General features: G+C 72.8%; 17 protein-coding genes and 1 pseudogene. 9 read left to right on the forward strand and 9 right to left on the reverse strand.

Features of this window, described 5'->3' with window-relative positions:
- Positions 1-44 precede the first annotated feature (44 nt).
- From ACIRSU_RS10715 to ACIRSU_RS10745, 7 genes are all read left to right on the forward strand, one after another.
- Entirely contained in the window at positions 45-1,205 is a 1,161-nt protein-coding gene (locus ACIRSU_RS10715) for an ROK family protein (protein ID WP_403790682.1), read from the forward strand.
- 164 nt (positions 1,206-1,369) lie between these two features.
- On the forward strand, positions 1,370-2,641 hold the full coding sequence (locus ACIRSU_RS10720; RefSeq protein WP_403790684.1) for an ABC transporter substrate-binding protein: 1,272 nt from the start codon (positions 1,370-1,372) through the stop codon (positions 2,639-2,641).
- Positions 2,641-3,630, forward strand: a complete 990-nt coding sequence (locus ACIRSU_RS10725) for a carbohydrate ABC transporter permease (RefSeq protein WP_403790686.1) — start codon at positions 2,641-2,643, stop codon at positions 3,628-3,630. Before ACIRSU_RS10720 ends, ACIRSU_RS10725 begins: the two co-directional genes overlap by 1 nt.
- Positions 3,631-3,635: 5 nt before the next feature.
- Positions 3,636-4,559: a carbohydrate ABC transporter permease gene (locus ACIRSU_RS10730; protein WP_403790687.1), complete on the forward strand. Its 924-nt coding sequence runs from the start codon at positions 3,636-3,638 to the stop codon at positions 4,557-4,559.
- 164 nt (positions 4,560-4,723) lie between these two features.
- On the forward strand, positions 4,724-6,679 hold the full coding sequence (locus ACIRSU_RS10735; protein WP_403790689.1) for a glycoside hydrolase family 5 protein: 1,956 nt from the start codon (positions 4,724-4,726) through the stop codon (positions 6,677-6,679).
- A gap of 60 nt (positions 6,680-6,739) precedes the next feature.
- Positions 6,740-8,485 (forward strand): beta-galactosidase, encoded by a 1,746-nt coding sequence (locus ACIRSU_RS10740; protein ID WP_403790691.1) that lies wholly within the window; start codon positions 6,740-6,742, stop codon positions 8,483-8,485.
- Between the two features lie 172 nt (positions 8,486-8,657).
- Positions 8,658-10,520 carry a protein kinase gene (locus ACIRSU_RS10745; RefSeq protein ID WP_403790692.1) on the forward strand — a complete coding sequence of 621 codons (1,863 nt, stop codon included), beginning with the start codon at positions 8,658-8,660 and terminating at the stop codon, positions 10,518-10,520.
- A 57-nt stretch (positions 10,521-10,577) separates the two neighbouring features.
- Here the strand turns inward: ACIRSU_RS10745 and ACIRSU_RS10750 are convergent, their stop codons facing one another.
- Entirely contained in the window at positions 10,578-13,535 is a 2,958-nt protein-coding gene (locus tag ACIRSU_RS10750) for a polysaccharide lyase family 8 super-sandwich domain-containing protein (protein WP_403790694.1), read from the reverse strand.
- A gap of 208 nt (positions 13,536-13,743) precedes the next feature.
- Between ACIRSU_RS10750 and ACIRSU_RS10755 the strand changes: the two genes are divergently transcribed.
- Positions 13,744-14,889, forward strand: a complete 1,146-nt coding sequence (locus tag ACIRSU_RS10755; RefSeq protein WP_403790696.1) for a LacI family DNA-binding transcriptional regulator — start codon at positions 13,744-13,746, stop codon at positions 14,887-14,889.
- Between the two features lie 47 nt (positions 14,890-14,936).
- On the opposite strand, the gene ACIRSU_RS10760 is transcribed toward ACIRSU_RS10755, so the two are convergent.
- From ACIRSU_RS10760 to ACIRSU_RS10770, 3 genes are all read right to left on the reverse strand, one after another.
- Positions 14,937-15,800: a ketose-bisphosphate aldolase gene (locus ACIRSU_RS10760; protein WP_403791475.1), complete on the reverse strand. Its 864-nt coding sequence runs from the start codon at positions 15,798-15,800 to the stop codon at positions 14,937-14,939.
- 238 nt (positions 15,801-16,038) lie between these two features.
- The gene (locus ACIRSU_RS10765) at positions 16,039-16,911 is read right to left on the reverse strand and encodes an SIS domain-containing protein (protein ID WP_403790698.1); all 873 of its coding nucleotides are present in this window, start codon (positions 16,909-16,911) and stop codon (positions 16,039-16,041) included.
- A gap of 261 nt (positions 16,912-17,172) precedes the next feature.
- On the reverse strand, positions 17,173-17,745 hold the full coding sequence (locus ACIRSU_RS10770) for an antibiotic biosynthesis monooxygenase (protein WP_403790699.1): 573 nt from the start codon (positions 17,743-17,745) through the stop codon (positions 17,173-17,175).
- 54 nt (positions 17,746-17,799) lie between these two features.
- Here ACIRSU_RS10770 and ACIRSU_RS10775 point away from each other — a divergent pair.
- A pseudogene (locus ACIRSU_RS10775) lies at positions 17,800-17,949 on the forward strand (DoxX protein); the annotation flags it as partial.
- A gap of 4 nt (positions 17,950-17,953) precedes the next feature.
- Here the strand turns inward: ACIRSU_RS10775 and ACIRSU_RS10780 are convergent.
- The 5 genes from ACIRSU_RS10780 to ACIRSU_RS10800 are packed head-to-tail and all read right to left on the reverse strand — an operon-like array spanning position 17,954 to position 23,856.
- Entirely contained in the window at positions 17,954-18,967 is a 1,014-nt protein-coding gene (locus ACIRSU_RS10780) for a LacI family DNA-binding transcriptional regulator (RefSeq protein WP_403790701.1), read from the reverse strand.
- A complete protein-coding gene (locus ACIRSU_RS10785; protein WP_403790703.1) occupies positions 18,964-20,733 on the reverse strand; it encodes a glycoside hydrolase family 36 protein in 1,770 nt (589 codons plus the stop codon). The genes ACIRSU_RS10780 and ACIRSU_RS10785 overlap by 4 nt, the downstream gene beginning before the upstream one ends.
- Positions 20,734-20,735: 2 nt before the next feature.
- Positions 20,736-21,575 carry a carbohydrate ABC transporter permease gene (locus ACIRSU_RS10790; RefSeq protein ID WP_403790704.1) on the reverse strand — a complete coding sequence of 280 codons (840 nt, stop codon included), beginning with the start codon at positions 21,573-21,575 and terminating at the stop codon, positions 20,736-20,738.
- 8 nt (positions 21,576-21,583) lie between these two features.
- A complete protein-coding gene (locus ACIRSU_RS10795; protein WP_403790706.1) occupies positions 21,584-22,480 on the reverse strand; it encodes a carbohydrate ABC transporter permease in 897 nt (298 codons plus the stop codon).
- Complete coding sequence (locus tag ACIRSU_RS10800; protein ID WP_403790708.1) at positions 22,477-23,856, reverse strand: ABC transporter substrate-binding protein; 1,380 nt, start codon at positions 23,854-23,856, stop codon at positions 22,477-22,479. Before ACIRSU_RS10800 ends, ACIRSU_RS10795 begins: the two co-directional genes overlap by 4 nt.
- Between the last annotated feature and the right edge of the window lie 98 nt (positions 23,857-23,954).

Below are 23,954 nucleotides of genomic sequence, written 5' to 3' on the forward strand. Positions count from 1 at the left end.
ATCAATACTGGACGAAGTTATTTAATTGCCGGTACGTTGCCGCCGTGTTTCCCAACCACTCGCAGCCACTCGTCACCGCACCGGCCGAAACGTCCGTGCTGGCCCTGCTGTTGGCCGAGGGCCCGCTCAGCCGGGTCGAACTGGCCCGCCGCACGGGCCTGTCGGCGACGGCGGTCACCAAGGCCGCGCGCCCGCTGATCGAGGACGGGTACCTGCACGAACTCCCCCCGGAGCGCACCGCCCCGGGGGCCGGACGGCCGGTCAACCCGCTGGCCGTCACGGTGGACCGGGAGTTCTTCGTCGGGGTGAAGATCAGCGCCGACGCCGTGTACGGCGCGGTCTGCGACCTGCGGGCCGGCATGCGGGCCACCGCCGACCGCCCGCTGGGCGCCGACCGCGGCCCGGCGGCGGTGTGCGCCCTGATCGGCGAACTCGTCGAGACCCTCCTCGACATGGACCCCGCCTTCCGGGAACGCACCCGCCACCTCGGGATCGCGGTCTCCGGCGACGTGGACCGCCCGGCCGGCCGGGTGCGCTACTCCGTGCTGCCCGGCTGGCGCGACGTCCCGCTCGCCGAGACGGTGGCGAAGGCGACCGGCCTGACCGTCACGGTCGAGAACGACGTCAAGGCGCTCACCGCCGCCGAGCACTGGTTCGGCGAGGGGATCGGCACCGAGTACTTCGCGCTGGTCACCATCGGCGCGGGCATCGGCTCCGGACTCGTCGTCAACGGGCAGCTGATCGCCGGTGCGTACGGCGTCGCCGGCGAGATGGGCCACATCAGCATCGACCCGGCCGGGCCGCGGTGCCACTGCGGTCAGACCGGCTGCGTGGAGGCCGTCGCCTCCAGCGACGCCATCCTCTCGGCGGTGCGGGAGGCCGCCGGCCGCCCGGACCTCGACTTCGACGGCGCCGTGCGGCTCGCCCGTGGCGGAGACCCCGCCGCACGCGAGGCGTTCGCCCGTGCCGGACGCTCGATCGGCACCGGCATCGCCGTCCTGGTCAACCTGCTCGGCCCCGAGCGCGTCGTCGTCACCGGCGAAGGGCTCGACACGTACGACCTCTTCGGGGCGCACATCAGGGAGGCCTACGCGGCCCACTGCTTCAAGGCCGCCGCGAAGTGCCCGCTGACCCTGCGTCCGCTGCCCTGGGAGGAGTGGGCCAGAGGAGCCGCCGCCCTGGGCGTCCAGGCGCTCTTCCCGTAGCCGAAGCCGCTACGACCGCACATCAGCGCACCCCGCGCAGCAGCACAGCCAGCACAGCAGCGCACCCCGCACAACAGCACGGCCAGCACCGTAGATCGCACCGCACCGCACCGCTCCGGCGGGACTCACCCCTACCCTCACACCCCACCCTCTGAGGATGCGACATGCGCGCATACGGACCGCAGCTCAGCCGACGCGGATTTCTCGGCGGCTCCCTCCTGTTCGTCGCCGGCGCGGCCGTGGGCTGCACCACCAGCCCGACCGGCGGCGGTTCGGCCGACGCGAAGGCCACGCTCAACGTGTGGTTCCACGCCTACGGCGAGGCCGGCACCCAGCAGGCCGTCACCCGCTACGCCACCGCCTTCACCAAGGCCAACCCCGACATCGCGGTCAAGGTCACCTGGGTCCCCGGCGACTACACGAGCAAGCTCAACGCCACCCTGCTCACCGACGGGGCGCCCGACGTCTTCGAGATCGGCGACTTCAGCGAGGCGCTCGCCCGGCGCGGGCAGATCGCCCCGCTCGACGAGGTGTACGGCAGCGCCAAGGCCGACTTCAACCAGGGCGACCTGGACCTGGTGACCGTCGACGGCAGGCTCTACGGCGTCAAGACGCTCGACGACGTCATGATGCTGTACTACCGCAAGAGCGTCCTCGCCAAGGCCGGGATCGCGCCGCCCGCCACCTTCGACGACCTCGTCTCCACCGCCAGGGCCCTGACCACCGGGGACACCAAGGGCCTCTTCCTCGGCAACGACGGCGTGGGCGACAGCCCGATCGTGGCGGTGTGGTCCAACGGCGGCGAACTGGTCACCGACGGCAAGGCCGTCTTCGACTCCCCGCAGGCCGTGGCGGCGGTGACCGGCCTCAAGCGGCTGCACGACGACAGGTCCCTGCTCCTCGGCTTCACCACCGACTGGTGGGACCCGGCCGCGTTCGTCCAGAACGTAGTCCCGATGCAGTGGGGCGGCCTGTGGTCGATGCCCGCCGTCAAGGCCGCGCTCGGCGACGACTTCGGCGTACTGCCCTGGCCGGCGTTCAGGCCCGGCGGCACCCCCGCGCTGCGGGTCGGCGGCTGGACCAGCTGCGTCAACGCCAAGGGCCGGAACGTGGCCGCGGCGAAGAGGTTCGTCCAGTGGCTCTGGGTGGAGCAGACCGAGCTGCAGAAGGACTGGGCGGAGAGTTACGGCTTCCACATACCCCCGCGCAAGTCCGTCGCCGCCACCGCCGACAAGCTCTCCGGGGGCGCGGCCAAGGAGACCGTGCGGATCGCCGCCAGGTACGGCCGGGGCAACCTCGGCACCTGGGACACCGCCGTGAGCACCCCGTTCATCGCCGCCGCGACGAAGATCGTCGGTGGTCAGGGCGACGCCGCCCGGCTGCTCGCGGACGCGGCCGCGCAGGCCCAGACCGCCCTGGACAAGCAGCGGTCCTGATGAACGCCACCTCGGACACCCTCTCGCGCCCCGAGCGTGCCGGGCGCCCCGCGGCCACGACGCGGGGCCCCGCCCCGTACCGCCGGCGCGGCGCCGACCTCCGCGCCTGGGGAGCGTTCCTCCTGCTCACCGGGCCGATGCTGGTCGGCCTCAGCGTCTTCAAGTACGTCGCCATCGGCTGGAGCCTCCTGCTCAGCCTGAGCGACGCCCACGGCACCATCGGCCTCGGCCACTGGGCCGGCCTCGACAACTACCGGGAGCTGCTCTCCGACGCGGCCTTCCGCCGCTCGCTCGTCGAGATCGTGCTCTTCACGCTCGCCATCGTCCCGGTCACCTTCGCCGCCTCGCTGGGCCTGGCCCTGCTGGTGCACCGCGTCCGGCGCGGCCGGGCCCTGGTGCGCACCGCCTTCCTGATCCCCGCCGCCGTCTCGTACGTCGCGGCCTCGCTGCTCTGGAAGATGTGCCTGTTCAACGGCCTTCCGGCGGGCGTGGCCAACATGATCGGCGGCTGGTTCGGGATGGACGCCGTCCCCTGGCTGCAGACCACCTCGCCGCCGCTGTACTGGGTGGTGCTCGTGACGCTCCGGCTGTGGCTCCAGGTCGGCTTCTACATGGTCCTCTTCCTCGCCGGGCTGCAGGCCGTCCCGAAGGAGATCCACGAGGCCGCCGCGCTCGACGGCGCCACCGGGTGGCGGCTGCTGTGGCGGATCACCCTGCCGATGCTGCGCAACACCTCCGTCGCCGTCCTGATGCTGCTGTTCATCGCCGCCTTCCAGGCATTCGACGAGTTCTACAACCTGTTCAACAGCGGCCTGAGCGGCTCGGGTTCGGCCCCCGTACAGACCCCGCTGGTCCACCTCTACAACACCGCGATGGGCACCCAGAACTACGGCCTCGGATCAGCCGGAGCCTTCGTCCTCACCGCGCTGATCGTGGGCGTGACCCTGCTCCAGGGCAGGATCACCGGCTTCGGCAGGGGCGAGGAGTGAGCGGCATGAGGACGACCCGGGCGAAGGAGAGCCGAGCGGAGACGACCCGGGGGAGGACGACCCGAGCGGAGACGACCCGGGTGAGGACGAGCCGGGGGAGGACGACCCGCACCCTGCGCCCGGGGGCGCGCGGCCTGTTGACCGGCCTGCTGACGGCGCTGTTCCTGGCGCCGTTCTACCTGATGCTGCGCAATGCCCTGATGGACGCGCAGAGCCTCACGGCACCGCACTGGACGTGGTGGCCGGCGACGCCGCACTGGGAGAACTTCTCCGCGCTCTTCGCCGACCCGGCCCTGCACATGGGCGCGGCACTCGGGAACTCCCTGCTCGTCGCCGCCGTCACCGCCCCGGTGTCGACGCTGCTCGCCTCGGCCGCCGGATACGGCCTGGCCCGGATCCCCGTGCCGGGACGCGGCGTCGTGCTCGGCCTGGTGGTCGCCACCCTGATGATCCCCGGCTCGGTGACCTTCGTGCCGACGTTCGTCGTGGTCGGCTCGATGGGCGGCGTCAACACGCTGTGGGGCGTCATCGCCCCCGGCCTCTTCAACCCGTTCGCGGTCCTGCTGTTCCGGAACTTCTACCTTCAGTTCCCCCGTGAGATCGAGGAGGCCGGACGCCTCGACGGCCTCGGCCGGCTCGGTCTGTACCGCCGGATCGCCCTGCCCTCCTCCGGCGCCATGCTCGCCTCGCTCGGCGCGCTCGCCTTCATCGACAGCTGGAACTCCTTCCTCTGGCCCCTGGTCATCGGCCAGGACCCGTCCGCCTGGACCGCCCAGATCGCGCTGTCCACCTTCCTCACCTCCCAGACCATCAACCTTCCCGGCCTGTTCGCCGGGGCCGTGGTGACCATCGCCCCTCTGGTGGTCATGTTCCTCGTCGCGCAGCGGTACATCGTCGAAGGCATCGCCACCAGCGGCCTCAAGGGCTGATCAGCCCGCGAGGCCCCCGCATCCCCCGCACCCCCCCGCCCCCTCCGTAACCTCCCACCCCTTGGAGGATCAGCATGAGCTCAGCCAGCTCAGCCAGCTCAGCCAGCTCAGCCAGCTCAGCCAGCTCAGCCAGCTCAGCCAGTTCAGGCAACTCAGCGAGTCGCATGCCCGGGTTCACGAAAGCCGTCGTCCGGGCGCTGTCCGCGGCGCTGGCCACGGCCGGCCTGCTCCTCGGCACGGTTCCCGGCTCGGTCGCCGTCGCCGCCGACTCGGCGGCCGCCGGGGCCGGCTCCCCGGGCACTCTGACCGGCCCGCAGCTCGCGGCGTCCTGGACCGGCCCGCTCTCCACCCGGGGCCGGTACATCGTCGACGCGAACGGCGACCGGTTCAAGCTGAAGGCGAGCAACTGGGCCGGCGCGCAGGGCACCTGGCAGGGCAGCGGCGACGTCGACGACGTCGCCAACCACCAGGCGAGGCAGAAGTCCGACAACATCCCGCTCGGCCTGGACCGGACGCCGGTCCCGCAGATCATGGCCGACTTCCACGCCGTCGGCATCAACAGCATCCGGCTGCCCTTCGCCAACGCGCTGGTCCACGACACCGCGCCCGTGCCCGACTCCGCCGTCACCGCCAACCCGCAGCTCAAGGGCAAGACCCCGCTCCAGGTCTTCGACGCCGTCATCGACGCTCTCACGGCCGACGGGTTCGCCGTCATCCTCAACAACCACACCACCAGTTACCGCTTCTGCTGCGGCCTGGACGGCAACGAGCGGTGGAACAGCGGCCAGTCCACCGCCCAGTGGATCGACGACTGGGTGTTCCTGGTCAACCGGTACAAGGCCAACAAGCGCGTCGTCGGCGCCGACCTGCGCAACGAGGTCCGCCGCGACACCTGGGACAACCCCAACTGGGGCTGGGGCGACGGCCACGACGAGTACGCCGCCTTCGAGGAGGCGGGCAACCGCATCCTCCAGGCCGACCCCGACATGCTCGTCGTCATGGAGGGCATCAACTGGTACGGCATTCCGGCCGCGCTCTTCGACCACGGCCGGCCGATGCTCACCCCGGTGCGCACCCTCTCGAACACCCTGATCAACTCCGGCAAGCTGGTCTACGCGGCACACTTCTACGCCTACACCGGCCCGGCCAACACCGGTGCCGCCGACGGCACCATGGGATCCACCAGCGACCCGCGCTACCAGGACTTCACCCCCGACCAGCTCGCCCAGGTCGTCGACGACGAGGCGCTGTTCGTCACCCGGTCCGGACAGCACTTCACCGCACCCGTGTGGATCAGCGAGTTCGGGGCCGGCGGACGCGGCTCCGACAACGCCAAGGAACGGGCGTGGTGGCGCGACTTCACCGACATCCTGGTGCGGAACGACACCGACTTCGCCCAGTGGCCGCTGGTCGGCTGGAGCGATGCCAACGGCACACCGAACGACAACTGGGCGCTGATCTCGTACGACGCCACCGGCCGCAAGGTGAGCGTCACGGACCCCGGTGACTGGCGCGTCACCGACTGGACCAAGCTGGTGAACGCCCCCTCGCGCACCGGGACCGTTGCCCCGGTCGACCACTGGAACATGCTCGACCTCGACTTCGGCGACCAGAACGTCTCCGCCACCATGCGGGCCAAGGCCGACTGGAGCACCGGCAACCGCAAGGGGAACTGCCCCGACGCCCAGCGCGTGGTCGCCCTGGCCCGCAGCTCCAACCGCGGCCTGTGCACCGACGCCCACCAGCCCGCCAAGGCCACCGGCGGCTGGGTGACCGTCACCGACGAGCGCTACGTCACCCACGGCGACTGGGCGAGCGGCTACAACAAGCTCCAGTGCCCCGACAACACCTTCGCGGTCGGCTACAGCGTCCACGGCAACGCCATGGCCGCCCTGCTCTGCGCGCCGGCCGACCACCCGCTGCCGCTCACCGGCCGCAACGTCTGGTTCGACCACGGCGACAACCGGCCCGCGACCGGAGGCTCCGCGCAGAGCGACTGGGCGCCCGGCTACTACAAGGGGCAGTGCGCCGACGACGAGTACCTCGCCGGCGTCGCCTACACCTGGCAGTGGAACCACGGCGGCGCCCCCGACGCCCTCCTCTGCCGCCCCCTCGCCTGACCGAACCCCGCACCGCCCCACCCTGATCGACCCCGCACCGACACCCAGGAGCACCCCGGCATGCCCCGACTGGAGATCACCGCCGACGGATTCCGGCTCGGCGACCGACCGCTGCGCATCATCTCCGGCGGGCTGCACTACTTCCGCGTCCACCCGGAGCAGTGGGCCGACCGGCTCCACAAGGCGCGCCTGCTGGGACTCAACACGGTCGAGACCTACGTCCCCTGGAACCTCCACGCCCCCCGGCCCGGTGTCTTCCACCGGGACGGAGGTCTCGACCTGCCCCGCTTCCTCGACCTGGCCGCGGCCGAGGGCCTGCACGTGCTGCTCCGCCCCGGCCCGTACATCTGCGCCGAATGGGAGGGCGGCGGCCTGCCCTCGTGGCTGCTCGCGGAGGACGGCATCACGCTGCGCAGCCGTGACCCGCGGTTCCTCGCGGCCGTGGACGGCTACCTCGCCGCCCTCATGGGCGTCGTCAAGCCGTACCTGTCCAGCAACGGCGGCCCCGTCCTCGCCGTGCAGCTGGAGAACGAGTACGGCGCCCACGGCGACGACACCGGCTACCTCGCCGAACTCGCCGGCCTGCTGCGCGCCCACGGCGTGGACGTCCCCCTCTTCACCTGCGACCAGCCCGCCGACCTGGAGCGCGGCGGACTCGACGGCGTACTGCGCACCGTCAACCTCGGCAGCCGGGTGGCGGCCGGGCTCGCGGAGCTGCGCCGGCACCAGCCGGCCGGACCGCTGATGTGCTCCGAGTTCTGGATCGGCTGGTTCGACCGCTGGGGGGCCACCCACACCACCCGCGACGCCGCCGACGCGGCAGCCGACCTGGACCGGCTGCTCGCCGCCGGGGCCTCGGTCAACATCTACATGTTCCACGGCGGCACCAACTTCGGCTTCACCAACGGCGCCAACGACAAGGGCACCTACCGTCCCACCGTCACCTCCTACGACTACGACGCGCTGCTCGACGAGGCCGGTGACCCCACCGCCAAGTACGAGGCGTTCCGCGAGGTCATCTCCCGGTACGCGCCCGTCCCCGCCGAACCGCTGCCGGCCCCCGCCGTGAAGCTCTCCCCGTCGACCGTGGAACTCGACAGCTCCGCCGGCCTGCTGGAGCATGCCCGGTCGCTCGGCAGCGCGGTCGAGGCGGCGACCCCGCTGAGCATGGAGCAGCTCGGGCAGGACTTCGGCTTCGTGCTGTACGCGTCGGTGCTGCCGGCCGAGGGCCCGGCCGTGCTGCGGATCGCCGAAGTCCGGGACCGCGCCCAGGTGTTCGTGGACGGCCAGCCCGTCGGCGTACTGGAGCGAGAACGCCACGAGCACGCCCTCGCCTTCACCGTGCCCCGGCCCGGGGCGCGCCTGGAGGTCCTGGTCGAGAACCAGGGCCGGGTCAACTACGGGCCCGGCCTCCACGACCGCAAGGGCCTCCTCGGCCCGGTCACCGTCAACGACGCCGCGCTCGCCCGCTGGACCAGCCGCGCGCTGCCCCTGGACACCCTCGACGCGATCCCCTTCGCCCCCGCCGCACCCCTGGCCGGCCCCGCCTTCCACCGCGGCTCCTTCGCACTCGACCGGCCCGCCGACGGCTACCTCGCCCTGCCCGGCTGGACCAAGGGCCTGGCCTGGATCAACGGGTTCCCGCTCGGCCGCTACTGGTCCCGGGGCCCGCAGACCACGCTCTACCTCCCCGCGCCGGCGCTGCGCCCCGGCCGGAACGAGATCACGGTGCTCGAACTCCACGCCACCGCCACACGCTCCGTGGAACTGCGGGACAGGCCGGACCTGGGCCCGACCCAGGAGTGACACCACCGTGACGAGGTCGTTCCGTACCGCGAACGCGTTCGAGCGCTTGACGGCCTGCCACGTCCTTCCGAGGGGGAGCGTGGAGCCGTGTGCGCTCGCACATGCGAGAACCCCTACTCTGGTTCCCGCCAGTTGGCGGATTTCGAACAGTGCGACGAACGGGATGTGACACGTGACGGGGGCGAACGGCGCGGAACTGGTCGGCGAGGTCCTGGGCGGACGGTACCGCGTGACCGCGACGATCGGGCGTGGTGGCATGGGCGTGGTCGCCCGGGCGGTCGACCAGTTGCTCAACCGCGAGGTCGCCGTCAAGATCCTGCGGGCCTACACCGACGCCTCCCCGGCCGAACTGGCCGATCTGCGGGTCCGGATGCAGCGGGAGGCACAGGCCGCCGCCCGCATCCGGCACAGCGGTGTGGTCACCGTCCACGACGTGGTCGAGGAGCGCGGACTGCCGGTCATCGTCATGGAGCTGGTCGACGGGCCCTCCCTCGACGACGTCCTGACGGAGCGCGGCTCGCTGGAGCCGCGCGAAGCGGCCGCGATCGGCGCCAAGCTGATGGACGCGCTCGACGCGGCACACCGGGCCGGAGTCCTCCACCGGGACGTCAAGCCCGGCAACGTACTCCTCGAGCGCGGCGGCCGGGTCGTGCTCACCGACTTCGGCATCGCCAGCATGGAGACCTCCGGCGACGAGGCCCTCGCCAAGCTGACCCAGAGCGGCCAGATCGTCGGCTCCCTCGACTACCTGCCGCCGGAGCGCGCACAGGGCCAGGTCCCCGGCGCCGCGTCGGACATCTGGGCGCTCGGCATGACGCTGTACGCGGCCGTGGAGGGCGCCGCGCCCTTCCGCCGTACGTCGGTCTGGTCCACGCTGGCGGCGATCGTCGGCGAACCGCTGCCGGAGCCCCGGCGCGCCGGCCCCCTCACCCCGGTGCTGCGGGCGCTGATGGCCAAGGACCCGCTGCAGCGGCCCGACGCCGCGCGGGCGCGCGAGATGCTGGAGGCGGTCGCCACGGGCACGGCGGCGGACCTCCCGACGCCGGCGCCGGCGCCCCAGCCGGGCACCATGGCGGCACCCGTGCCCCACTCCGCAACCGCGGCGGCACCCGTGCCCCACTCCGCAACCGCGGCGGCACCCGTGCGCCAGCCCGGTAGCACGCCCGGCATCGCAGCGGCACCCGTGCCCCCGCCCGTCACTCCGCCGGGCTTCGGTCCGGCCATGGCCGGACCGTTCTCCCAGCCCGTCCCGCAGCCCGCCGCGTCCTACCCGCCGGCCGGCCCGTACGCCGTCCCGCAGCCCGCGGTCGTCCCGCCGCCGGGCATGGCGCCCGCTGCCGCCGCCGGTCACCCCGGCCGGTCCGAGACCCGTGCCACGACGGCCCGCGCGCGCCGGCGCCGCACCCGTACCGTCGTCGCGGTGGCGGCCGCCACCGTCCTGCTGTGCGGCGGAGTCGCCTACGCGCTGATGGACATGCGGGGCACCGAGGGCGGCGACGGGCCGGACACGGCGCTGCCGGCGGCGAGCACTTCCGCCGACGGCGACATGCCCGGCGCGGGCGGTACGACCGACGGCCCGACCTCCCCGGGTGACCTGACGTCCGTCAACCCCGGCGAGACGCCGTCCGGTACCCCCTCCAAGAAGGACGAGGCCCCGGAGACGGATCCCACGTCGGCGCCGGGCGACGGAGCGGACAAGCCGGCCGGCAGCCCGTCGTCCGCTCCCAAGGCGACGCCCAGTGCCACGGTGAAGGAGCCCGTCCCGGTCTCGACGGCGTGCACCGGCTGGGCCCACTCGGACCGCAGCAGCGGCACCGGCCACGCGTCCCGGAACACCCACCTCTACACCGGGCCGTACGCGAAGTGCTCCTATGTGACCGCGATCGACACCGGCACGAAGGTCTCCTACGAGTGCTACGTCACCAACGCCGAGGCCAACAAGTGGATCTACGCCCGGATCGCGGGCACGGACACCGAGGGCTGGATCTTCGGCGACAAGTCGGCCCTGGACAGCGGCACCCTCGCCCGCTGCTGAGGCCGGTGCGTCGGTGAGCGTGTGCGATCAATCGATCGCAAGCGAGGAGCGGACGGCTCAGCCCGTGATGACCTCCAGGCAGGGCTGGCCGGCGCTGCCGAGCCGGGTGGTCAGGACGGCCGCGAGGCCGGACGTGCCGAGCGGTTCGAAGACGGCGAGCGAGGCGGTGCCGTTCCCGCCGGCGGAGGTCTGCGCGGCGGCGACGGCGTCGGTGACGTCGAGGCCGACCCAGTCGTAGCCGCTGGAGACCTGCCCGGTGCCGAGCGCGCCGGCCAGGGCCGGGGCGCTGTTCCACGTCACTCCGGTCTCGGTCCAGGCGCCGGAGGCGGTGGCGAAGGCCTGGAGGACCGTCTGGGCGCCGCCGGAGTCCTGGACGTTGCCGTGGAGCCACAGCACGGCCCGGGAGACCGTGCCGGCGAGCCCGGAGACGTCGAACGCGAGCAGGGACCTGCGGTTGTAGCCGCTGCCCGTGCTGCCGGCGTTCTTCACGACCATGGTGGTGGCGTTGCCGTAGTTGGTGCCGGCGTACGCGCCGTCGCGGACATACGTGGTGGCGGTGGCGCCCAGCGCGGCCGCCGTCCGCGGCGCGGCGGCCGCGCCGGAGGCGCTGAGGGTGACGGTCCGGCCGGCACCCTGGGTGCCCCCGGTCTCCGCGAGCAGGACGACCTGCCCGGAGGTGGTCAGCACGTTGACGCCGGAGGAGGCCGAGACGGCGGGGTAGGCGCTGCGGGCGATGGTGACCTGGACGGTGGCCGCGGACCGGGTGGGGTCGGAGACGACGACGGTCATGCTGCCGTTCTGCTCCTTCATGAGGACGGAACAGGGCCCGGAGACGGTGATCGGCCCGGCGGTGCCGGCGGCGAAGAAGTTGGCCATGGTCAGGCCGAGCGACGGGCAGCTCACGGCCTGCGCGGTGGCGCTGTTGGCGAGGACGGTGACGTTGGGGGCGTCGGCCCGGGCCGCCGCGGCGGAGGCCGTGGCGCCCGGCATGAGCTGGTAGCAGTAGCTCGCGCCGGTGGGGTCGGTGCCGTGGTCGAACCAGAGCGAGAGGTAGTTGCGGGTGAGCGGGGTGGTGGAGGACGAGGTGTTGACGGTGGACCAGGCGCCGGTCCGGGCGGCCCGCTTGGCCTTGACGGTCGCGCCGCCCGGGAAGACCCAGGCGCCCATGCCGCCCACGGCCATGTACCGGCTGCCGGTGAAGGTCTGGCTCCAGCCGAGGGTGCTGGGCTGGACGGCGCCGTCGACCGTGAAGACCTGGTTGTTGTTCACGCCGAGGTTGCGGTTGTCGACGGTGGTCTGCACGCCGACGCCGTCGGTGCCGGTGATGCCGGCGCCCAGGCAGTAGACCGAGTCGTCCAGGCAGAACCAGGACTTCCGGCCGGCCAGGGTGGACTGCAGTCCGCGCACGTCCTGGCCGACGGCGGCGTAGGTGCCGTCGGTGGTGCCGCCTGCCCAGGTGTTCGCCGGCCGGGTCCTGTTCCACTCCCCGCCGGCCGCGTCGGCGAGGGGGAGCGTGGAGACGGTGGTGCCGGGCAGCAGGTACGGGTCGACGGTGGCCCAGAAGGCGTCCGCGTACTGGCCGTTGCCGTAGGTGTCGCCCCACCAGGAGAGCATGCCGCTGTTGGAGTGCCACGCGCGCAGGTTCTCGCCGTTGCCTGTCTCGTAGAACGTGGTGCGGGCGGAGCACATGCTGATCTGAGCGGCCCAGCCGGCCCGGCGGTGGACGGAGCGGTCCATGGCGAACAGGCGGTGCCCGACGGGCTCCGCGGCGGCGGCGACCGTCGCGTCGTTCAGCAGAGCCTGTGCGGCGGCCAGTTCGGGTATCCCGACGCTCCTGTCGTTCAGCAGCGGCGCGTAGTAGTCACGCTGGAGCCAGCCCTTCACCATCGCCTTCCAGGACGCCGACTGCGCCGCGGTGGGCGTTCCCGAGGCGGCCAGCCGGAGGATGTCCGAGACGACCGCGTGGCCCCGGGTGTGGTCGTCCTGCTGGATGTGCAGCGAGTCGCTGTTCTGCACGCCGCGGCTGATCGCCCGGCCCGAGACGCCGTCCATGACCAGGCCGTTGTAGACGAACGGCGCCCAGCCGGTGGCCACTCCGGAACAGAAGTTCTGTACTTCCGGGTCGGTGACGGCCCACTGCGTCCCGGCGAGCAGCATGAACATCCTGCCGAGGCCGCCGAGCAGGACCGTGCCGTAGGTGCCGGCGTACGGGACGCAGGTGTGCTGGACGAAGCTGCCGTCGGCGTACAGGCCGTCACCGGTCAGGACGTACGGGAAGACGGGGGAGAGCGCCTGCCGTGCGGTGCCGACGAGGCTCGGGCTCTTGCCGATCACGCCGCGCAGGGCGAGCACCCGGCACAGGTCGACCCGGTTGGCGCCGGTGCTGTGCCCGCTGTAGGAGGCGAACTCGGACAGCGGCACGAAGTGGTCGATCGCGGCGCAGTTGTTCGCGATCTGCGTCGAGGTGAGCCGGGAGTACATCAGCGCGCAGACGTCGAGGAGCCGCTGGGGCGCCCCGATCTCCCAGTCCCACCAGTTGTCGTAGACCGCCGTCGACGGCGTGTACGCGTGCGCGGACAGCCAGTCGAGACCGGTGGAGACGGCCGTGGCGAGCGAGGCGCTGCCGGTGAGGCCGGTGCCCGGCTGGACGTAAGCCAGAGCCATGGTCCGCAGCCGGGCATAGCTGCCGGTGACGTTGGCGGAGACGGTGCCGACCGGCAGGTCCGGCCAGAGGGAGGAGGTGCCGGGGGCCATCGCGGACAGATGGGTGTTCGCCTCGGTGCCGAGGGAGGACAGCGCGGCGGCGAACGGGGCGGCGGCCGGGTCGAAGCCGGTGCCGGTGAGCAGCCGCACCCAGGTGTCGCGCATGGCGTCGTACGTGTCGGCGGCCCGGGCAGGCGTCGGGCCGAGCACCTGGGCGGCGCCGGTGAGAGCGGCCGCCGCCCCGGCGAGCCGGAGCAGCCGGCGGCGGCTCACCGCCGCGGTGAGAGGCACAGCGAACTGCTCGGCTTCCATGAGCGCCCTCCTTGACGAGTCCGTGATCGGAATGGCGAGGACGCTAGGTGCCGTGCCCAGGGAGGGGCAACGCGTCGGCGGCACATGACCGACCACATGTTTCGCGGGTGCGGCGCGGCCGGACCGGCGGTGCGTGGGCACGGGCGGTGGATTCATGCGGTCGAATGGGCGTTGACCTCGCATGACTCGTGTCAAATCCTTGCTAGGCGTGAGTGACCAGGGAGTGCACATGACCGGCTCGGTGTACCGCGGGACGGATGCGGGCGGACCCGGCGGCAGAGAGCTGAAGTTCAGGAGGCTCGCCGACCGGCTGCGCCGGGAGATCGCCGAGGGCGTCTGGCCGCCGGGGAGCCGGCTGCCGACGGAACCCGAACTCGCGCGGGCCAACGGCGCCTCCATCAGCACTGTCCGCCGGGCGGTCGCCGACCTGGTCGCCGAGCGGCTCGTGGTGCGCCGCCAGGGAGCGGGCACCTACGTCCTCGCCCCGGACAGCGGCGAGCGCCGCGCCGAACTGATCGGCGTCGTCGTGCCGGACACCGCCTTCTACTACCCGCGGGTGCTGGCCGGCATCGAGGAGGAGCTCACGGCGGCCGGCGCACGGTTCGCGATCGTCTGCTCCGACTACGACCAGGCACGCGAACGGCGCGCCCTCGGGGAGCTGCTCGACGCCGGCGTCGACGGCCTGCTCCTGGTGCCCACCCTGGACGGGCCCGAGCAGCCCGAGGCGCATCTGCGCCGGCTGGCCGGACTGCCGGTGCCGGCCGTGCTGGTGGAGCGCCGCGGCAGCACGCTCGGCGACACCACCGAGAACGTCTGCACCCACCACGAGGCCGGCGGCTACGACGCCGTCCACCACCTCGCCCGGCTCGGCCACCGGGCCATCGGTCTGGTACTGCGGGCGCCCAGCCCGACGGCCGAGCCGGTGAGCCGGGGCTTTCGCCAGGCCGTACGCGAACTCGGCTGCCGTACGGCCGAGTTCAGCGCCGCCCTGCAGGAGTGGAGCCCGGCCGCGGCCGACCGCTGCCTGGCGCGGCTGCGGGCGGCGGGCGCCACGGCGGCGGTCTGCTTCGGCGACCGGCAGGCGGCCCTGCTGGCGGCCGCCGCCCGCCGGGCGGGCCTCACGGTGCCCGGGGACCTGGCGCTGATCGCGTACGACGACGAGATCGCCGACCTGGCCGAGATCCCGCTCACCGCCGTGGCACCGCCCAAGCACCAGCTGGGCCGCACCGCGGCGGGACTGCTGCTGCAGCGGCTCCGGAACCCGGACCAGCCCCGGCGCCAGGTGCTCCTGCGTCCCGCCATCACGGTGCGCGACTCCTGCGGCGGCCGGCGGGAGGGGGGCCTGCCGGACTGATCCGGGGCGGACGAATCGACCCGGGCGGTCCGAAGCCTCCGCCGTACTCAGAGAGTCGCGGCGGCACCGCTCCAGCGAGGGGCCTTCAGTACGCCGAGGAGCCGGGTCACCTCGGCCGTCACGGCGGCCCGCCCGGCCCCGAGGTAGCGCCGGGTGTCGACGAGCAGCTCGTCGCCGCCGAGCGTCTCCCGGACGGCGCGGGTGAAGACCTTGTTGAGGTGGGTGGCGATGTTGACCTTGGTCATGCCGTGCTCGACCGCCGCGGTCAGGTGCGCGTCGGCGACGCCCGAGGAGCCGTGCAGCACCAGCGGCACCGGAACGGCCTCGTGCAGGGCCGCGATCAGGCCGAAGTCGAGCGCGGCGTCCCGGGTGAGCATCGCGTGGGACGTGCCCACCGCGACCGCCAGGGCGTCCACACCCGTCGCGGCCACGAAGGCCGCCGCCTCCGCCGGATCCGTACGCGCGCCGGGCGCGTGCACCCCGTCCTTGCCGCCCACCTCGCCGAGCTCGGCCTCGACCCACACGCCCTCCTCGTGGCAGCGGGCCACGACCTCCGCGGTGGTGCGGACGTTCTCCGCGTAGTCCAGCGCCGAGGCGTCGAACATGACGGAGGTGAAGCCCAGTTCCACGGCCTGCCGGACCAGGTCGACGGAGGTCGCGTGGTCCAGGTGGACGGAGACGGGCACCGTGGCGGCCTCGGCGACGGCCAGCGCGGCGGCGCCGACGGCGGCCAGACCGCCGTGGTACCGGGCGGCGTTCTCGCTGATCTGGAGGATGACGGGCGTGCCGGCCGCCTCGGCCCCGGTGGTGATCGCCTGCGCGTGTTCGAGCTGGATGACGTTGAACGCTCCGACTCCGCCCCGGGCCGCGGTGGCGGCGGCGGTGATCGTGCCCGTACCGGTCAGTGGCATGGCAAGGCTCCTTGGGGTGTGGTGAGCGGGGCAACGTCGCCGGCGCGGCAGGCGCCGGTGGACGGCCGGGGTGACGTCGCCGGCCGGCGGTGCGGCGACGACGGCGGCGGCGGACAGCGCCACGGTCCGGGTGAGCCGGTCCGGCCGGGGCCCGGCGGTGAAGCGCTCGATCACCGGCCGGGTGGCGTCCCGGCGTTCGCTCAAGGCTGCGTCAGGATGATTGTTCCCGTTCGTTCGCTCACGGCTGCGTCAGGACTATCGACCGCGTGAGATTGCGCGGCCGGTCGGGGTCGAGCCCGCGCGCCCCGGCCAGCTCGACGGCCAGCCGCTGGGCGCGGATCAGGTCGGCCAGCGGGTCGAGGGACGACACCGACGCGGTCGCGCCCGTCGCGACGACCTGGTCCGGCAGGCCGGCCGGCGGCTGTCCGAAGAACCACACCAGGCTCTCCGGACCGGTGACGCTGATCGGACCGTGCCGGTACTCCATCCCCGGGTACGACTCGGTCCACGCGCCCGCGGCCTCGCGCAGCTTGAGCGCCGCCTCGTTGGCCAGACCGATCGTCCAGCCGGCGCCGAGGAACGTGAACTGCCGGGCCTGGACGGCGCCCTGGGGGAGCGGTACGCCGACGGCCTGCCGCGCCTGCTCCGGGAGATCGGCCGGGGCCAGACCGAGGTGCGCCCGCAGCAGCACGAGCGCGGTGGTGGCGAACCGGGTCTGCACCACGGACTTCTCGTCGGCGAACTCCAGGTCGATCACCGTGTCGGCGGCCTCGCTGACCGGCGTCGCCAGGTCGCCGGTGAGGGCGACGGCCGGGACGCCGGCCGACCGGCCGAGCGCGTCGAGGACCTCCGTCGTGGTGCCGGAGCGGGTGATGGCCACGATCCGGTCGTAGCGCCGCGCCGAGGGGAACTCGGAGGCGGCGAAGGCGTCGGTCTCGCCCTGGCCGGCCGACTCGCGCAGAGCGGCGTACGCCTGCGCGATGTAGAGCGAGGTGCCGCAGCCGAGCACGGCCACGCGCTCGCCGGGCTCGGGCAGGCCGAGCGGGTTCAGCTCCATGGCGCGGCGCCAGCACTCGGGCTGACTGGCGATCTCCTCGGCGACGTGACTCATGACGTACCTCCTGGAGGGAGCATCTGATCTAAGGTGCTCTAGAGATATCCTCGGCAATCAGAAGTGCGCAAGAGTGGTCGAGGAATGGTCAGGGGGAGGTCCTCGGTCAACGGCAGCCTCTCGGACGAGTTCTGCACGCTGTCGTCGTCTCACTCGGGAATTCCTGTGCCGAACCCCTTCTTCGGGTGGCATCCGCGTGTGCGCGGCAACGGCCGCACCGCCACGTCCAACCAGGTGTGGACCCTGCCGGCCTGACCGGCACTACGAGGTGAGCCAGCCGCGCAGGAGTCTGCTCACGGCGGGCATCGCCACGTACGTCATCAGCACGTTGAAGACGCAGGCCACGACCGCGCTGCTGAGCAGGACGGGCAGCGCGGTGAGGTGGGGCACCAGGAAGAGGCTTCCGAGCACGGAGATCGGATAGATCGCCAGGGTCGCGCTGATCGCCATCTTCCATCGGGGCGGCGCGGGCCGCGTCGAGCCCGGCTTGGCGAACCAGGTCTCCATGCCGGTGAGTTGCCGCCGGGCGATCTCGGCGTGGTGGTGTCCGTCGCAGTCGGCGAACCAGGCCGCGCGCTCGGGCGACTCCTGCCAGGCCCGGCATGCCTCCGGGTCCCGGAAACGGTGGACGAGGAACCAGGGGGCGTCGCCGCCGGAGGAGCGGAAGAGTCCGTATCCGAGGTGGCCGGGGAACGTCGCCGCCGTGTCGAGGATGCCCTTCGCCCACCGCTCGAAGGCGGCCTCGTGGCCGGGTTCCACCCGCCGGGCTATCAGCAGGGTCACCTCGTCGGTGTCGGCGGGAACGGTGGTGTGCTCAAGGCTGACCGCAGTCACACGAACTCCTCATGATCTCACCGCGCCCGACCACACTGTACGCGCCGCACGCCGCTGTGCGGAGGCCTCGGGGCGAACACCGCGCGGCTCGGCTCGCACCGGGGCGGCGGGGGCCTCGGGGGCGGCACCGAGGAGTTCCGCGCCGACGGCTTCCGCGGCCGAGCCCTCACCGCCCTGGCGGCGGGCGGCGGACAGATCGCGGCTCCGGTCAGCTGCCGGCCACCTGGACGGCCGGCGCCGGTCCTGTGGAGGCGCGGATCACCAGCTCCGGGTCGAAGAGGAGCTCACCGGTCGGCACCTCGCGGTTGCTGACCAGGGCGAGGACGCTGCGGCCCACCTCCAGGGCGAGCCGGTCGGCCGGCTGACGGACGGTGGTGAGCGCCGGCTCGGTGAACTCGGTGACGGACGAACCGTCGTAACCGACGACCGAGACGTCCCCCGGCACGGAGAGCCCCTGCCGCCGGATGCCCCGGATGGCGCCGAGGGCCATGTAGTCGCTGGCGGCGACGACGGCGGTGGCGCCCTGCGCCACCAGGGTGGCGGCGGCGGCCTGCCCGCCCTCCACCGTGTAGGACTGGCGCACGACCCACCGTTCGGCGTCCTCGGCGCCACGCCGGGTCATCGCGTCGACGAATCCGCGCACCCGCCGGTCGGCGGGCCGGTTGCCCGCGGGGCCGGAGGCCATGCCGATGCGGCGGTGGCCGAGCCGGTGGAGGTGGTCGACGGCCAGCTCGGCGGCGAGGGCGTCATCGGTGGAGTAGACGGGGACGGGCACGCCGTCGGCGAACTCGCCGTTGATGCCGACATAGGGGACGCGGCGCTGGCGCAGCAGCTCGTAGCTCTCGGTGTCGGCGCCCTCCACCGTGTTGGACGCGGAGAGGAAGACCACGGCGGCGACGCCCTTGTCGACGAGCGCGGTGAGGAAGTCCAGTTCCTGCACGCCGCCCGGGAAGACGGGGCACAGGACGGTCTTGAGGCCGTGCGGGGCGAGCGCGGACTCGATCCGCTCGGCGACGTCGGCGAAGAACGGGTTCGACACGAACTCGGTGACGACCGCCACCAGCTGACCCTGGGTGGGCCGCTCGTAGCCGAGCTCGGCCATGGCCGACTCGACCGCCTCGCGCGTCTTGCGGGACACCCCCTGGCGCCGGTTGATCACCCGGCTGACGGTGGCCTCACTGACCTGTGCGCGGGCTGCGACGTCGGTGATGCCGACCTTCATCGCGGTCCTTCCGTGAGTGTGAGCGACACCAGGCCGCCGCGCGGGACGGCCAGGGGCCGCGGTCCGTCCGGCAGGAGCGTCAGCGGATCATCCATCATACGGCCGTCCGGGCCGTGAACCCGGGCCGCCACCGGTCCGCCGCCACCCGTGACCTCGACCATCACCCGGTCCCGGTCGGAACCGTTCACCAGATGGAAGACGCGGTGCGCGGCCGTGTCGAGGCTCGCGACCCGGTCGCCGTGCACACTGATCAGGCACTCGCCGCCCCGGGCCGAGCGCACCAGCGGGTACAGCTCGTCCGGGCGCCCCGGCTCGGTCTCGCCGTCGAGGATCAGCTCGCGGTGCCGGCGCCACCAGCCGAGCCAGAAGCGCACGGTCCGCCGGTGCTCCTCGGGCACCTCGTCGAGGCGGACGGAGATCTGCGGTACGGAGTGCAGCGCCCCGATCAACTGCCGGGCCACGGCCTCCGTCCCCGCGCCGCGCGACCACATGAGCATGTCGGAGTGGACGGCGCCGCCGCCCGCGAGGAGCGCGGTGTCGATCGTGTTCACCCGGTTCGCGGTGGCGTCCGCCGGGCAGTCGAAGGAACGCAGCATGTTCCCGTACGGGGCCATGCCGGGGCCCGTGTACGGCTGGCGCAGCTCCAGGAGGATCCCGGGCCGGACGGCCTCCAGCTCCCGCCGCAGCGCGTCGAGCAGCAGGGTCATCGCGTGGCCGACGTCGCCGCCGCCGTCGCCCGCGTAGACGGCGGCCTCGTCGAGGAAGTCGAGCTTGAGACCGTCGAGTCCGTGTCCGCGGACGAGCGAGACGCACAGGTCGACGACGTGCCGGCGCACCTCGGGGCGGCGCGGGTCGAGGACGTGGGCGCCGGGCACGGTGGCGGGACGGGGGGCCGCGGCGGCCCACCGGTCGTGGCAGTCGGCCTCCGCGCCGAGGAGCAGCGGTGCCACCCAGAGGAGGTGGCGCAGGCCGTGGGCGCGGACGGCGGCCACGTGCGCGGCGAGGTCGGGGAACTTGGCGGGATCGGGCCGCCAGTCGCCGACGCCCGCGTAGCCGCGCCCGTTTCCGTACGCCTGCCAGCCGTCGTCGAGGATCAGCGCCCCGCAGCCGAGCTCCGCGGCGAGCGCGGCCTGGGTCTCGACGGCGCCGGCTGTGACGTCCTGGTTGAAGGCGTACCAGGTGGAGTAGACGGGGACGCGGGCCGCGTCCGGGACGGGCAGGGGCGGGTGCGCGGCGGCGAGGTGGGCGCGGACCGGGCGCAGGGCGGCGGCCACGGAGGCCGCGCGGGGCGCGAGCAGCAGTCGGTGCGGACGGTCGGCGGCGGGCAGCCGGAGGTGGACGACATGGGTGTCGTTCTCCTCGGAGACGCCGAAGCGGACAGTGGCCTCGGTGACGGGGTCGGCGGCGGCCCAGGTGAGGAGGGTGGCGCCGGAATGCTCGTAGAGGGAGCCGGCGGCGGGGCCGTCGACGAGGCAGGTGGCGGCCCGCCCGGCCCAGTCGGGGACGAGGGTGCGGCGCCAGCCGCCCTGCGGGTGCCAGTAGCCGGCGGCGTCGCCGAGCGGCACGGAGAGGCGGACCTCGACGGGGCTGCCCAGGGCGTGGACGTCGAGCGCGTGGAGTCCGTCCGGCAGCCCGGTCAGGGACCAGGAGGGCGTGGCGCCGGGGGAGAGGAGGGCGATCGAGACCCCGTCGTGCAGGGGTTCGGCGGGCGCCGGGGTCTCGTGGGCGGTGGTCACGGGCTCGTCGGCCCGGGCCTGGAAGGTCATGGTCATTCCTTGACGGCGCCCGCGAGGAGGCCGGAGACGAAGTGGCGCTGGAGGAGCAGGAAGACGACCACCATGGGGACGGCGGCGATCGACGTGCCGGCGAGGATGGCGCCGTAGTCGGTCTCGTCGAGTCCCTGCAGGGAGGCGAGGGCGACGGGGAGCGTGAAGGTCACCTCGTCGCGCAGCACGATCAGCGGCCACACGAAGTCGTTCCACTGGTAGAGGAAGAGGAAGATCGCGAGGGCCGCGAGGGCGGGCCGCATCGGCGGCAGCGCGACCCTCAGGAAGAGCCGCAGCTCACCGCAGCCGTCCATGCGGCCGGAGTCGAGCAGTTCCTTCGGGAGCGCCGCCATGGACTGGCGCATGAGGAAGATGCCGAAGGGCAGCGCGAGGTTGGGGGCGATGACCGCCTGGTAGGTGCCGAGCCACTGGAGCTCGGCCATCATCCGGAAGAGCGGGACGAGGGTGATCTGGGCGGGCACGACGAGGCCCAGCATGAGCAGCCCGAAGAGGGCCTCGCGGCCGCGGAAGCGATAGGTGGCGAAGCCGTACCCGGCGAGCGTGCAGACCGTGCCCGCGAGGAGCGTGTACACACCGGCGATGCCGAGGGAGTTGAGGACGACCCGGCCGAAGTGCGCGGTGTCCTGGAGCGTGGCGAGGTTCTCCCCGAGATGGGTGCCGGGGAGCAGCGGTGGCGGGCTGGTGAAGAGTTCGCGCGAGCTGTGGGTGGCGCCGACGACGAGCCAGTAGAAGGGCACGGCGACGGCGGCGAGGGCGATCGCGAGGCCGGAGGTGAGCAGCAGCGAGCGGCCGGCCCGCCGGCCCGGGGATCGGTTCGGCACGGCGTGTCTCACGACTTGTCTCCCAGGAGGCGGAACTGGACCAGGCCGAGGAGGCCGATGAGCAGGGTCAGGGCGTAGGCGAGGGCGGAGGCATAGCCGAAGTCCACGTAGCTGAAGGCGTTGCGGTAGAGGTACACGCCGATGGTGAGGGTGGCGTTGTCGGGGCCGCCGCCGGTGAGGACCATCGGCTCGTCGAAGAGCTGCAGCGTGCCGATGGTCGACAGCACGGTGGTGAGCAGCAGCGCGGGGCGCAGCCCGGGCAGGGTGACGTGCCGGAACGCGGCGAGGGCGCCGGCCCCGTCGACGGCGGCGGCGTCGTACAGCTCCGCCGGCACGGTCTGGAGACGGGCGAGCAGGATGACGGCGTTGTAGCCGGTGTAATGCCAGGTGAGGGCGAGGCCGAGGGATATCCGGGCCCACAGGCCGTCGGTGAGCCAGGGCACGGGGTCGACGCCGGCAAGGCCGAGCAGCCAGTTGACGAGCCCGTAGTCCTTGTTCAGGAGGACGGAGAAGACGATGCCGTACGCGACGAGGCCGGTGACCATCGGCAGGAAGAAGCCGAGCCGGAAGACCGGACGGCCGCGCAGCAGCGTGGAGTCGAGGGCGACGGCGAGACCCGTGGCGAGGGCCAGCATCAGCGGGACCTGCACCGCGAGGACGACCGCCGTGTTGCGGAGCGCGGTCCACATCAGCGGGTCGTCGAGCAGCCGCCGGTAGTTGTCGAGGCCGACGAAGGTCTCCACGCCGGCGACGGTGCGGTGCAGGCTGATCACGAAGGACCAGCCGATCGGGTAGAGCTTGAAGACGGCGAAGAGCAGCAGGGCCGGCAGGACGAAGAGGTACGGGGCCGTCCGGCCGCGCCGCCGGGGGCGGGCGGCGGCCGGGAGCGGCTTGGCCAGGCTCATCGGGCGGACTTCCGGCCGGTCTGGCGGACGAGTTCGGCGGCCGCCTCGCGCAGCACGGTGGCCGGGTCGGCGCCCTTGAGGAGCACCTGGGACTGGGCGTCGGTGACGAGCTTGAGGGCGCGGGCGTAGTCGGAGGTGTAGTTCACGGCCGGAGAGGGCGCCTTGAGGGCGGCGAGGAAGATCTCGCCCTTCTTCTGGCCGCTGAAGAAGGCCGAGGGCTCGTGGAACACGGCGTCGTCATAGGCCTTCATGAGGGCGGGGGCGATGCCCTTGCCCCGGTAGATCCGCACCTGGGAGGCGGGACGGGTGAGGGCGAACTCGACGAAGGACCACGCGGCCGCCTGGTGCCTGCTGCTGCCGGAGACGGCGAGGTGGGTGGAGTTCACGGTGGCGGCGGTGGGGCCGCCGCGCCGTACGGCGGGCGGGAGCCGCACCTTCCACTTGCCGGCCTCGGCGGGAACCTGCTCCTCGATGACGCCTCCGAACCAGGTGGGCCAGGGCGCGACGGCGTTGGTGCCCTGTTTGAGCGAGCTCATCAGGGCGTTCCAGCCGCCGGAGAGGTCGCTGACCAGACCGGCGTCGTTCATGGTCTTGATCAGCGTCATGGCCCGCACCGCCTCGGGCGAGTCCAGGGTGACCCGGCCTTCGAGGTCGAAGTAGAAGACGCCCTGGAGCTGGAGCAGCATCTGGAAGAAGTTGGCGGCGTCGGGCTGGGAGGCCGGTTTGTCGATGCCGAGGAGGTGGGCGCCGGTCTTCGCCTTGAGGCGCTTGCCGGCCTCGATCGTCTCGTCCCAGGTCTGGAGGGCCACGGCGTCGACGCCCGCCTTCTCGAAGAGATCGGCGCGGTAGTAGAAGCCGGCCGAATTGGCCTCCCAGGGCAGGGCGTTGACGCGCCTGCCGTCGGGACAGACGGTCTGCCAGAGACCGGCGGCGAAGGCGTCCTTGTGCCGGGTGGCACCGAGCGGGCCGAGGTCGGCGAGGCCGCCGGGGAAGCGCTCGACGTAGCCGGGAAGGTAGTCGACGCCGATGTGGAGGACGTCGGCGAGCCCCTGGCCGCCGGCGGCCAGACCGGTGGTGATCTTGTCCCAGATGGCGGGGTTCCCGATGTCCTGCACGGTGACCTTGATGTCCGGGTACGCCTTGTTGAACTCCGGGAGCAGGGCCTTGAGTTCGGCGGCCGGCCCCTGCCAGGACCAGACGGTGATCTCGCCCCTCCCCGGGTCGCCGGCCGCGCCCGTACCGCCGCCGGCGCCGGTTCCCGAGCAGGCGGTGAGGGCGAGGCCGCCGAGGCCGGCGGCGAGGGCGCCACCACCCATGTGCAGGACGCCTCTGCGTCCGATCGATCTGTCCGCTTCGCTGCGGCCGCTGTTCGTCATGAGCCGGGACAGTACAAGCGTCCTGCACTCACTTGCAATGCACCGATGAAAACTTTCGGTTGGATCGACGATGAGTGATTGCGAGAACCGTTGCAAGC

The sequence above is a fragment of the Streptomyces sp. NPDC101160 genome, from assembly GCF_044768205.1.
GTDB lineage: Bacteria > Actinomycetota > Actinomycetes > Streptomycetales > Streptomycetaceae > Streptomyces.

Excerpts from the sequence above, each read along its gene's own strand:
- ACIRSU_RS10800 (WP_403790708.1), bottom strand. The coding sequence starts at position 23,856 with ATGACGAACAGCGGCCGCAGCGAAGCGGACAGATCGATCGGACGCAGA.
- ACIRSU_RS10785 (WP_403790703.1), bottom strand. The coding sequence starts at position 20,733 with ATGACCTTCCAGGCCCGGGCCGACGAGCCCGTGACCACCGCCCACGAG.
- ACIRSU_RS10725 (WP_403790686.1), top strand. The coding sequence starts at position 2,641 with ATGAACGCCACCTCGGACACCCTCTCGCGCCCCGAGCGTGCCGGGCGC.
- ACIRSU_RS10760 (WP_403791475.1), bottom strand. The coding sequence starts at position 15,800 with ATGCCACTGACCGGTACGGGCACGATCACCGCCGCCGCCACCGCGGCC.
- ACIRSU_RS10740 (WP_403790691.1), top strand. The coding sequence starts at position 6,740 with ATGCCCCGACTGGAGATCACCGCCGACGGATTCCGGCTCGGCGACCGA.
- ACIRSU_RS10780 (WP_403790701.1), bottom strand. The coding sequence starts at position 18,967 with ATGAAGGTCGGCATCACCGACGTCGCAGCCCGCGCACAGGTCAGTGAG.
- ACIRSU_RS10795 (WP_403790706.1), bottom strand. The coding sequence starts at position 22,480 with ATGAGCCTGGCCAAGCCGCTCCCGGCCGCCGCCCGCCCCCGGCGGCGC.
- ACIRSU_RS10735 (WP_403790689.1), top strand. The coding sequence starts at position 4,724 with ATGCCCGGGTTCACGAAAGCCGTCGTCCGGGCGCTGTCCGCGGCGCTG.
- ACIRSU_RS10720 (WP_403790684.1), top strand. The coding sequence starts at position 1,370 with ATGCGCGCATACGGACCGCAGCTCAGCCGACGCGGATTTCTCGGCGGC.
- ACIRSU_RS10730 (WP_403790687.1), top strand. The coding sequence starts at position 3,636 with ATGAGGACGACCCGGGCGAAGGAGAGCCGAGCGGAGACGACCCGGGGG.
- ACIRSU_RS10765 (WP_403790698.1), bottom strand. The coding sequence starts at position 16,911 with ATGAGTCACGTCGCCGAGGAGATCGCCAGTCAGCCCGAGTGCTGGCGC.
- ACIRSU_RS10750 (WP_403790694.1), bottom strand. The coding sequence starts at position 13,535 with ATGGAAGCCGAGCAGTTCGCTGTGCCTCTCACCGCGGCGGTGAGCCGC.